This is a genomic window from Methylobacterium sp. WL6, from assembly GCF_008040095.1.
In the GTDB taxonomy this organism is placed as follows: domain Bacteria; phylum Pseudomonadota; class Alphaproteobacteria; order Rhizobiales; family Beijerinckiaceae; genus Methylobacterium.
Genome location: NZ_VRVH01000168.1, coordinates 1 through 9,672, shown reverse-complemented (window position 1 = coordinate 9,672; position 9,672 = coordinate 1). Strand labels below are relative to the sequence as shown.

At 72.5% G+C, this 9,672-nt stretch carries 12 protein-coding genes and 1 pseudogene; 4 read left to right on the top strand and 9 right to left on the bottom strand.

Annotated elements, in window-relative coordinates:
* Positions 1 to 365, top strand: a pseudogene (locus tag FV230_RS18895) (chemotaxis protein); the annotation flags it as partial.
* A 247-nt stretch (positions 366 to 612) separates the two neighbouring features.
* Entirely contained in the window at positions 613 to 915 is a 303-nt protein-coding gene (locus tag FV230_RS18890; RefSeq protein ID WP_147729232.1) for a hypothetical protein, read from the top strand.
* A gap of 18 nt (positions 916 to 933) precedes the next feature.
* Here the strand turns inward: FV230_RS18890 and FV230_RS18885 are convergent, their stop codons facing one another.
* The 4 genes from FV230_RS18885 to FV230_RS18870 form a co-directional block, all read right to left on the bottom strand.
* Positions 934 to 1,317: a RidA family protein gene (locus FV230_RS18885; protein ID WP_147843490.1), complete on the bottom strand. Its 384-nt coding sequence runs from the start codon at positions 1,315 to 1,317 to the stop codon at positions 934 to 936.
* A complete protein-coding gene (locus FV230_RS18880; RefSeq protein WP_147729234.1) occupies positions 1,314 to 2,519 on the bottom strand; it encodes a lytic murein transglycosylase in 1,206 nt (401 codons plus the stop codon). Before FV230_RS18880 ends, FV230_RS18885 begins: the two co-directional genes overlap by 4 nt.
* 108 nt (positions 2,520 to 2,627) lie before the next feature.
* Positions 2,628 to 3,230 carry a 3-isopropylmalate dehydratase small subunit gene (gene leuD / locus FV230_RS18875; RefSeq protein WP_147729235.1) on the bottom strand — a complete coding sequence of 201 codons (603 nt, stop codon included), beginning with the start codon at positions 3,228 to 3,230 and terminating at the stop codon, positions 2,628 to 2,630.
* A 73-nt stretch (positions 3,231 to 3,303) separates the two neighbouring features.
* Positions 3,304 to 4,023 carry a HisA/HisF-related TIM barrel protein gene (locus tag FV230_RS18870; RefSeq protein WP_147843489.1) on the bottom strand — a complete coding sequence of 240 codons (720 nt, stop codon included), beginning with the start codon at positions 4,021 to 4,023 and terminating at the stop codon, positions 3,304 to 3,306.
* Between the two features lie 14 nt (positions 4,024 to 4,037).
* Here FV230_RS18870 and FV230_RS18865 point away from each other — a divergent pair, with 14 nt between their 5' ends.
* Together FV230_RS18865 and FV230_RS18860 are read left to right on the top strand one after the other, a co-directional pair.
* Complete coding sequence (locus tag FV230_RS18865) at positions 4,038 to 5,114, top strand: hydantoinase/oxoprolinase family protein (protein ID WP_147843488.1); 1,077 nt, start codon at positions 4,038 to 4,040, stop codon at positions 5,112 to 5,114.
* Positions 5,111 to 5,311, top strand: coding sequence for a hypothetical protein (locus FV230_RS18860; RefSeq protein WP_147729338.1), 201 nt, complete (start codon positions 5,111 to 5,113; stop codon positions 5,309 to 5,311). The genes FV230_RS18865 and FV230_RS18860 overlap by 4 nt, the downstream gene beginning before the upstream one ends.
* Positions 5,312 to 5,453: 142 nt before the next feature.
* Here FV230_RS18860 and FV230_RS18855 read toward each other — a convergent pair whose 3' ends face one another.
* The 5 genes from FV230_RS18855 to FV230_RS29805 form a co-directional block, all read right to left on the bottom strand.
* Complete coding sequence (locus tag FV230_RS18855) at positions 5,454 to 6,395, bottom strand: YncE family protein (RefSeq protein WP_147843491.1); 942 nt, start codon at positions 6,393 to 6,395, stop codon at positions 5,454 to 5,456.
* 32 nt (positions 6,396 to 6,427) lie between these two features.
* Positions 6,428 to 6,967: an SRPBCC family protein gene (locus FV230_RS18850; RefSeq protein ID WP_243938988.1), complete on the bottom strand. Its 540-nt coding sequence runs from the start codon at positions 6,965 to 6,967 to the stop codon at positions 6,428 to 6,430.
* 17 nt (positions 6,968 to 6,984) lie between these two features.
* On the bottom strand, positions 6,985 to 7,608 hold the full coding sequence (locus FV230_RS18845; protein ID WP_147843487.1) for a DUF447 domain-containing protein: 624 nt from the start codon (positions 7,606 to 7,608) through the stop codon (positions 6,985 to 6,987).
* A gap of 4 nt (positions 7,609 to 7,612) precedes the next feature.
* Complete coding sequence (locus FV230_RS18840; RefSeq protein WP_147843486.1) at positions 7,613 to 9,178, bottom strand: DUF6513 domain-containing protein; 1,566 nt, start codon at positions 9,176 to 9,178, stop codon at positions 7,613 to 7,615.
* The coding region (locus FV230_RS29805) for a uridylate kinase (RefSeq protein WP_187275553.1) at positions 9,175 to 9,672 on the bottom strand (498 nt) is incomplete at its 5' end. The genes FV230_RS18840 and FV230_RS29805, both read right to left, overlap by 4 nt.

Below are 9,672 nucleotides of genomic sequence, written 5' to 3'. Positions count from 1 at the left end.
AGGCGGCCACCCTGCAGGTGCGCGGCATCCTTTCGGAGATCCAGCGCGGCATCAACACCTCGGTGATGCTGACGGAGGAGGCGGTCAAGCGGGCGGCCACCGGCAAGGCGCGCTCCGACACGACCCAGCGCACGATCGAGGAGATCACCGGGCGGGTGGAGGAGAACGTGCAGACCTTCCAGCAGATCGTGGCGTCGACCAACCAGCAGCAGCTCGGCATCGAGCAGGTGATGGGCGCCCTGCAGAACATCCGCCAAGCGAGCCAGCAGACCGCCGCCGGCACCCGCGAGGTCGAGGCGGCCTCGGCCAACCTCACCGAGCTCGCAGGAGCCCTCATGGCCCTTGCCGAACGCTACCGGCACTAGGCGTCGTCTGGCGCAGGCTCCGGTGGCCGGGCTGAGCCATCGGCTCGCCCCGACGCCATCTCGTCCCGCCGTCGCCGCCGGGGGTCATCGGGGTCTGCTCGAATCCCGGGCGACGGGCCCTGCCGCGTCGACGACCGGTGGCGGAGAGAAGGTCGGCGCTTTCGCCGCCCCCGGCCCTCGGGAACCTCGCGTCGCCGCGACCGGTTTTTCGCCTGGATCCGGCACGCAGCGAGATCGGGAGGCGACGATGGCAGTCAAGACGACGACGCGGAAGACGGTTCGGGCCGTGCTGGCGGCAGGCCTCATCATCGGCTCGACCGGCGCCGTGCTCGCGCGCGGCGGCGGTGGAGGCGGTGGCAGCGACAGCGGCAGCGGCCTCTCGCCCTACGCGGCACTGAACGGCAACGACCGCTCGGCCGGCGTCAACAACGGCAACTACCGCGATCCGCGGCTCGATCCCTATCTCGGGGCGTACGGCGACGGCTATGGCCGTCCCGTCCAGGACCGCTACCGCCCGGTCCGCCGGCCGTATTACGGGACGCCCTACTGATCGGGCGGCGCAACCGTCTCACCCTAAGGTCGCCGTGACCTCGATCTCGAGCTTCATCTCGGGGCGCAGCAGGCCGGCGACGACGAGGAGCGTCGCGGCCGGCCGGACCTGGACCAGCACGCGGCCGCAGACCGCGAGCACCGCCTCGGCATCCGCCCGATCGGTGACGTAGTAGGTCGCCCGCACGATGCGCTCCAGGCCGGATCCGGCCTCGGCGAGCACCGATGCGATGGTGCGCCAACACGCCTCGGCCTGCGCCGCGGCCTCCTCCGGCATCGTCATCGTCGCGTAATCGTAGCCGGTGGTGCCGGCGACGAACACGAAGCCGCCCGTCACGACCGCGCGCGAATAGCCGTAGGCGGCCTCGAACGGCGAGCCCGAGCTGATCAGGCGCCGGCTCACCGGCGCAACGCTTCCAGCACCTTCGCGCCCGGACGGCCGGTCTGCGGCATGCCGAGGCTGCGCTCGATCTCCTTGATCGCGTCGCGGGTCTTGGCGCCGACCTTGCCGTCCGGCTCGCCGACGTCGTAGCCGCGCGCCGTCAGCCGGGCCTGGAGGTCGCGGCGCTCGGCCCGCGACAGCGGCGGGTCGTCGGTCGGCCACTCCGCCTGGATGCCGGGCCGGCCGCGCAGGCGGTCGGAGAGCACGGCGATGGCGAGCCCGTAGGATTCGGCGGCGTTGTAGGAGTAGATCGCGTCGAAGTTCCTGGTGACGAGGAAGGCGGGCCCCTCGATCCCGGCCGGGATCATGATGCCGACGGGACCCTCGGCCGAGAGCGGGCGCCCGTCGATGCGCTTGACGCCGAGCGCGGCCCAGTGGCCGACCGGCTTCTTGTTCTTCCGCCCCGCGGCACCGGCGTTGAAGCCGGCCGGCAGCTTGACCTCGTAGCCCCAGCCCTGGCCGTTCGACCACTTGGCGACGTGCAGGAAGTTCGCGGTCGAGCCGACGGCGTCGGGCACCGAGTCGACCACGTCGCGGCGGCCGTCGCCGTCGAGGTCGACGGCGAGGCGCTGGTAGGTCGTCGGCATGAACTGGGTCTGGCCGAAGGCGCCGGCCCAGGAGCCGGTAAGGCGGCCGGGCTCGATGTCGCCGCGGTCGATGATCTTCAGCGTCGCCATCAGCTCGCCGCGGAAGAAGTCGCGGCGGCGGTTGCCGGAGCAGGCCAGCGTCGCCAGCGACTGCACCAGCGGCATCTTGCCGAGGTTCTTGCCGAAGTTCGATTCCACGCCCCAGACCGCGGCGATGGTGAAGCGGTCGACGCCGTAGCGGGCCTCGGCCTGCGCCAGGGCCTGCCCGTACTGGCGCATCGCCGCCTTGCCGTCGTCGACGCGCTCGTCGTCGACCAGGGCCGCCATGTAGTCCCAGATCGGCGTCTTGAACTCGGGCTGCGCCTGGGAGAGCTCGATCACCTTGTCGTCGAAGCTGATCCCGTCGGTGGCACTGCGGAACGCCTGCGCCGACACGCCCTGCGCCGCCGCCTGCTGCTGCAGGCCGGCGAGGCAGGATTGGAAATCGGCCCGCGCGCCGGTCGCCGTGAGGCAGGCGAGGGCGAGCCACGGCAGGATCGGCCTGCGGGAGGATCGCTGCCAGGAGTCTCGCCGCATCGTCGTCGCTCGCATGGTGTCCGGGGCGCCGGAGCCTGATGAGGGAACGGTTAACGCAGGCTTAAGGCCGGATCGCGGTGCGGACGCTCCCCCGCGGTCCGGCCGCGCTCACGCCCAGCCGCGCGCGGCCAGCTTGTCCTCGTAGGCGTCGATCTTCGGGGCGCGCTTGAGGGTTAGGCCGATCTCGTCGAGGCCGTTGAGCAGGCTCTCCTTGCGGCCGGGATCGATGTCGAAGTGCAGCGTGCCGCCGTCCGGGCCCCGGATGGTCTGCGCTTCGAGGTCGACCGAGAGGGTGGCGTTGGCGCCGCGCTCGGCATCCTCGAACAGCTTCTCGAGGTCTTCCGGAGAGACCACGATCGCCAGGATGCCGTTCTTGGCGCAGTTGTTGAAGAAGATGTCGGCGAAGCTCGTCGAGATCACGCAGCGGATGCCGAAATCGGTCAGCGCCCAGGGCGCGTGCTCGCGCGACGAGCCGCAGCCGAAATTGTCGCCCGCCACCAGGATCCTGGCGTTGCGGTAGGCCGGCTGGTTGAGCACGAAGTCCGGGTTCTCCGAGCCGTCGTCCCGGTAGCGCATCTCGGCGAACAGCCCCTTGCCGAGGCCGGTGCGCTTGATCGTCTTGAGGTACTGCTTCGGGATGATCCGGTCGGTGTCGACGTTGATGATCCGCATGGGCGCCGCGACGCCCTCCAGGGTGGTGAATTTTTCCATTGGTCTTGCCGTCTGTCGCGTTTCGCTCGGTGCCTGCCGACACCCTAGCAGCGGCGTGCCACGGCCGGAAGGTTCAGGGCAGGTCCCCGGCGCGGAGGGTGCCGTCATGGATCGCCGACGCGACCAGGGCGCCCGCGACCCCGGCGCGACGGAGCGCGGCGAGGTCGTCCGGGCCGCGCACGCCGCCGGCGGCGTAGATCCGGCGGCCGGGGGCCAGGCGCGCGGCAGCTTCCAGCCCGGCGAGGTCCGGCCCCGATCCGACGCCGATGCGGGCAAGCGTCATCACGATCACCTCCGGCGGCCAGTGGCGGGCATCCGCATGCAGGCCGGGCGGCCCGAGCCGGCTCGCGCCGCGGCTATCGAGCGAGAGCACGGCCCGGTCGCCGAGGCGGACGACGAGGCCCTCGTCGGCCTGGCTCTCGCTGCCGATCACGGGGCGGCCGAGCCCGGCGGCGAGGAAGGCCTCGACCGTCGCCGCCTCTGCGAAGCCCGCATCGACCCAGAGGCCGATGCCGGGGCAGGCCCGCGCGATCGCCGCCAGCGCCCCGAGGTCGGGCGGGGCACGATCGACGATCGCGTCGAGGTCGGCGACGTAGAGCGTCCGCGCCGGGACCGCGGCGAGGAGGCCGCGGGCGATGTCGGCCGGCGCCGAGCCCTTTGCCAACGGGGTCTCGATCGGGGCATAGCTCTGTCGCTCGCCGGCGCGTGCCCGCACCACCCGCCCGTGGCGCAGGTCGATCACCGGAATCACCGCGAACGGCGTCGTCGCGCCCTCGCCCTCTGCGTCGCCCATCAGTGAGATCGCCCTTGCCCGCCGCGCATCCGCTTCCCCGCCCTGCCAGGACGATCGGATGGGATCTCGGCGGGGTGCACGTCAAGGCGGCGCTGGTCGAAGGCGGCATCGTCCGCGCGGTGGTGCAGGCGCCGTGCCCGCTCTGGCGCGGGCTGCCCGCCCTCGACGCCACCTTCGCCGGGCTGCCCAACTGGGCGCGGGGGGAGGCGGCGCACGCCGTGACGATGACCGGCGAGCTCACCGACTGCTTCGCCGACCGGACGGACGGCGTCGCGCAGCTCGCGGGCTGGGCGGCGACGCACCTGGCCGGCGAGGTCGCAATCTATGCCGGGCGCGCCGGCTTCGTCGCGCCGCGGGATGCGGAGCCGAACGCCGCGGAGATCGCCTCGGCGAACTGGCACGCCACCGCGGCCCTGCTCGGGCGGCACGTGCCCGACGCGCTGCTCGTCGACGTCGGCTCGACCACCGCCGACCTGATCCCGATCGTCGGAGGCCGCGCCGCCGCCGCCGGCTACAGCGACGCCGAGCGGCTGGAGACGGGGGAGCTCGTCTATACCGGCGTCGTGCGCACGCCGCTGCTGGCGCTTTCCGACCATGCGCCGTTCCGGGGCCGCCGCACCCGGCTGATGTCCGAGACCTTCGCGCACGCGGCCGACGTCCACCGCATCACCGGCGACCTTCCCGAGGGCGCCGACCAGCAGGCGAGCGGCGACGGCAAGGGCAAGTCGGTGCCCGAAAGCGAGACGCGGCTCGCCCGGATGATCGGCCGCGACCGCGGGGAGGGGACGGACGAGGACTGGCGGGCGCTTGCCGGCCACTTCGCCGAGGCGCAGCTGCGCCTGCTCCACGACGCGGCCGCCACCCTGCTCTCGCGCCCCGACATCCCGGCCGCGGCCCCCGTGATCGCCTGCGGCGCGGGCGCCTTCCTGGCCGACGCCCTCGCCCGGCGCCTCGGCCGGCGCTGCCTGCCCTTCACCGAGGTGCTGGCGGATCGCATCGCCGGCCGGCCAGACTGGGCCTCCACCTGCGGCCCGGCGCTCGCCGTCGCGCTGCTCTCCGCCGACACGCTGGTTTCGAAGGAAGACCGATGAGCGCCCTGAAGATCCTCGCCCGCGTCCTCACCGCCCGGGTCGGCCCGCATATCGAGCTCGCGCTCGCCACCGAGGACGGCGAGACCGTCAAGGTGCTGGCGACGCCCGACCAGATCGACCGGCTGATCGACGAGCTGGAGGACATGCTGCACGCGCCGGAGGGCCCGGAGGACGGCGAGCCGCCCGAGGCGGCGTGATCGACCGCAGGACCACGCCCTCATCCACGGGGAGAGGGTTGGGGTGAGGGGCGTGACCGCTCCGGAAAACGCACGCCCCTCATCCTGTCCTCCCCCTGGGGGAAGGGACCCGCGCCACGTCAGGCTTCCGCCCGGCGCGACGTCAGCGCAGAAAATCCCCGAACGCCCGCGGGCTGTCGTCGGTCTTGATCTCGCGGGTCACCGTCAGCGTCCGCGCGTCGATGACCGAGAGCGTGTTCGAGCCCCAGTTGGCGACGATCACCGAGCGCCCGTCGGCGGTGGCGGCGATGCCCTCGGGGTGGTCGCCGACTTCGATCCGGGCCACGGGGGCGAGGGTGGCAGGATCGAACACCGTGACGGTGCCGGAATACTGGTCGGTGACGAAGCCGCGCTCCCCCGTCAGGGCGATCACGTAGGGGCGCTGGCCGGTCTTCACCCGGCCGACCTCGCGCGCCGCGGCGAGGTCGATCACCGACACGTCGTCGCCGGTGACGTTGGCGGTGTAGGCGCGCTTGGCTTGCGCATCGAGGGTGATGCCGAAGGGATGACGGCCGACGGCGATCGTCCCGGTCTCGCGGCGGGTCGCGGCGTCGACCACCGAGACCGTGTCCGCCTCGCGGTTGGCCACCAGCAGCGTCGCGCCGTCCGGCGTCACCGCGATGCCCGACGGCGAGGCTCCGACCGCGATCTCGCCGTCGAGCCTGAGGCCCGCCTCACCCGGCACCAGCACGAACACCCGCTTGGCGTACCAGTCGGCGACGTAGACGGCGCCGCTCCTCGGGTTCGCCGCGATGCCGAGCGGGCCGCCCGGAAGGGCCAGCACCTGCGCGACCTTGCGCGCGGTCAGGTCGACGACGGCGATGCCCGGCGCGTCGGGGCAGGTCACGTAAGCGGTCCTGCGATCGGGGGAGAGCGCGATGCCGGCGGGCGAGCCGGCGACGGGGATGCGCTGCAGGATCGTGCCGGCCTCGAGGTCGATCACGTCGACGGCGTTGTCGCCCTGCACCGTGACCACCGCCTCGGCGGCGCGCGCGGCGAGCGGCACGAGCCACAGGGCGAGGGCGAGCGAGAGGCCGGCGCGCAGCCGGCCTCCGCGTCGCGATGTGATCGAACGGCTCAAGAGCCCTTCTCGACCTGCGCCTTCAGCGCGTCGAGACCGGTGCGGTAGAGGCCGCGCACGGCCTTCTGCGAGGCCTCGTCGTTCAGCTCGGGCGGCGGATCGTTGTTCATGTAGCCGCGGTAGAACGCGCCGTCCCACGACACCTTCGACTTGCCGTCGCCGTCCGCCTCGACCTTGAGCGTGGACGAGTAATCGTTCACCGGCAGGGTCTTCACGTCGACCTTGGTGATCCGGTACGAGTAGCTCATCTTCTCGGCGGAGTACTTGTACAGGCTCTCCTCGACGGTGGCGCCGCCCTTGAGCGTGAGGACGCGGGTGGCCTTGTCGGGGGTGTTGCCCTCCTTGCCCTCGGTCTTCTCGACCAGCGGCAGCCAGCTCATGTCCTGGAAGTTGCCGATCACTTTCCAGACCTTGTCCGGGCTGGCGTTGATCTCGACGGTCTCCTCGACCTTCTTGCGGGTCGGGCCGTGGGCCTGAGCCGTGGTCGCCGCCACCGCGGCGATCACCACGGCGCTCGTGAGGGCCAGTCTTCTCATCATGGGCAGCTCGATCCTCATGGGGGTGTCTCTCCTGATCCGCCGTCTCGTGCGGCGGCGGTGTCGGCGAGGATGCGGCCGTCCGTCCCGAGATGGGCGGCGACCTTGTCCTCGATCCAGTCCCAGGCCTCCCGCTCGCGCGGGCCGGCCGTCTTGGATATCGCGATGGCGAGATAGCGCATCTCGGCCATGACCTTGTCGGGCGTCAGCATGTGGAGCCGCGTCGAGAGGATCGCCGCCTCCAGCACCGCGGCCTGCGCCCGGTTGTAGCCGATGAACGGGGCGTGCGCCGCCGCGTGGACCTGGCGCCCGCGGTAGCGCGGCCGGGTCGGGTCGGCCTCGACCGCCGCGACCTCGAACTCGGCGTGGCCGAAGCTGTCGGCGAGGCGTCGGCCCGGGATGCGGTCGCACGCCACCGTCGGCCAGTCCCGGCGCCCGGTGACCGCGCCGGCGATCACCCGCACGTCGCGCGGGCTCGAGGCGCAGAAGCAGGGGTTGGCCTCGAGGTTGAGGATCGTCGGCGAGGGCCGGAACGGCGCCAGCACGTAGTCGTCGCCCTCCGCGATCAGGCCGAAGGGCACGAGGTGCAGGGCGCCCTCTCGCGAGAGCGTCGTGACGATCGTCTCGAGGATCAGCGGCACCGGCTCAGGCCTCCCCGGCCGGCACGAGCTTGCCGCAGACGAGCTTTTGCGCGGGCGCCTGGGGCGTTTCCGACACCGACGCCTCGGCCGCGGCCGCGTCCGGCGCGATGGTGCGGGGCGCCGAGGCGCCGGCCTCGGCCGGAACCTGCGCGTCGCGCGCGCCCTGCGGCGCGTCCGGGCCGGAATGCTTGGTATGGCCGGCCTTCTTGAAGGCGGTGGTGTCCTCGACCTCGGCGTCGGCGGCGCAGGCCCAGTCGAGCGGCTCGTCCTGCACGTAGCGCTTGCCTAAGCGCCACGCGGTCTCGGCCTTGGTCAGCTCGCCCCCGAGGTAGAACGCGTGGGCGCCGTCGCTGGCGACGTCGAGGTCGGTGAAGAAGGCCATCGCGTCGGTGCCGACCTTGTGGACGTCGCGGTTGTAGAGGTGGATCCCGTCCTCGGCGACCGCGATCCGGTAGTTCGGGTCGCGGACCTGCGCCGCCAGGGCCGCGATCTCGTCGGGCGTTTGCACGAAGGGACGCTTGTCGTGAAGTGCCAGAAGTGCCCGGCCGTAGCCCTTCGGCAGCGCGGCGTCGGCCTTGGCCGCGAACATCACCCGCCTCGCGGCATCGTGTTCCTCAACCGTGCGGCGGGTGTGGTTCGAGACCTGCACGATCAGGACGTTGCCGATCGACAGCTCCGAGCACATCCCGACGAGGAGCGCTGTGATCCCGAGGCTGTCGGCCTCCGTCAGCTCCGTGAGGTTGCCGGTGCCCATCATCATCGCGATGTCGGGCCAGCGCGCGCGGGTGGCGCGGTAGCGCGCGATCGAGTCGACGAAGCCGAAATGGATCGGCTCGAGGATCGGGTCAGCGATGAACGGGCGCCCCGCCTCCACCATCCGCGCGATCGCGCGGTCGAGGGAGGGCAGGTCGTCGGGCCGCATCGGCACCAGGATCGGCACCGCATCCGTCTCGAAGGCGAGGTCCAGCGTCTCCTCGTTGAGGCTGAGCAGGAAGTCGGCCCCGGCGGCCGCACCCCGGCGCAGCTCGTCGATCGAGAAGGAATCGACGCTGACCTTGAGGCCCTGCGCCTTCAGCCCGCGCACGCAATCCTCGAGATGCGGGAAATCGGTGTCCGGCAGGCCGCCGAGGTCGATCACGTCGGCGCCCCGGCGCGCCAGGTCCAGGCCCTTGGCCACCACCTCGGCGGCCGTCATCTTCGAGGCGTCGACGATCTCGGAGAAGATGCGCAGGTCGTGGCGCGACAGGTCGACCTTGCGGCCGGCGAGCCCGAGATGGGCCGGCAGGTCGACGATCTCGTCGGGGCCGCGCTCGACCGGCAGGCCGAAATGCGCGGCCAAGGCCTCCGGGTTCGCCCGGCAGCGCCCGGGCAGGATGATGCGGGTGGCGCCCTCGGGCAGGGTGACGCGGCGCTTGATGATCTCCTCGGTCATCAGCGCGGCGACCTTCACCCCGGAATCGGCGATGCTCCAGGCGAACCGCTCCGGGGGCAGGGCGCTCGCGACCATCTCCAGCCGCGCGCGGGCGAGCTTGCCGGTGACGAAGACCAGGTGCTCGGGCGCGGCGCTCATGCGGCGGCCCGCGCGTGGACCGGCCGCGCGCCGGCGGGGCCGAGGATCGAGACCGCGCCGCGGTAGCGGCCGGCGAAGGCCGGGAATGCGGCATCCACGAGGCCGATCCGGGCGAGGTCGCACGCGTCGGCGCCCGCCGGGGCGTCGGCGGACTTCACCAGGATGCAGCGGGCGGCCTCGATCCGCGTCGCCGCCCAGAGCGCGAGGCTGTCGGAGGTCACGTCCCAGGATTCCGGGATGTCCGGATGGCCGGCGCGGAGGGCGATGGGGTCCCAGATAGCCGATACGGCGCTCTCCCTCCCCCCCTTGCGGGGGAGGGGGAAGGGAAGGAGGCGCGGCTCGATGGCGTGGAAACACCCCGCCATCCGGCTCATCGCATCGAGCGCGCGGCGATGCGCCTCCGCGTCGTCGAAGCCGAGACGCGCCTGGTCGAGCCGCACCGCGTCGGCGAAGGCGCCGCCGCCCGGCACGACGAGGCACGGGCCGAAGGCGCC

Bases quoted from the DNA above. Each gene is read 5' to 3' on its own strand.
- FV230_RS18890 (WP_147729232.1), top strand. From the start codon at position 613: ATGGCAGTCAAGACGACGACGCGGAAGACGGTTCGGGCCGTGCTGGCG.
- FV230_RS18880 (WP_147729234.1), bottom strand. From the start codon at position 2,519: ATGCGGCGAGACTCCTGGCAGCGATCCTCCCGCAGGCCGATCCTGCCG.
- leuD (WP_147729235.1), bottom strand. From the start codon at position 3,230: ATGGAAAAATTCACCACCCTGGAGGGCGTCGCGGCGCCCATGCGGATC.
- FV230_RS18870 (WP_147843489.1), bottom strand. From the start codon at position 4,023: ATGGGCGACGCAGAGGGCGAGGGCGCGACGACGCCGTTCGCGGTGATT.
- FV230_RS18860 (WP_147729338.1), top strand. From the start codon at position 5,111: ATGAGCGCCCTGAAGATCCTCGCCCGCGTCCTCACCGCCCGGGTCGGC.
- FV230_RS18850 (WP_243938988.1), bottom strand. From the start codon at position 6,967: ATGAGAAGACTGGCCCTCACGAGCGCCGTGGTGATCGCCGCGGTGGCG.
- FV230_RS18840 (WP_147843486.1), bottom strand. From the start codon at position 9,178: ATGAGCGCCGCGCCCGAGCACCTGGTCTTCGTCACCGGCAAGCTCGCC.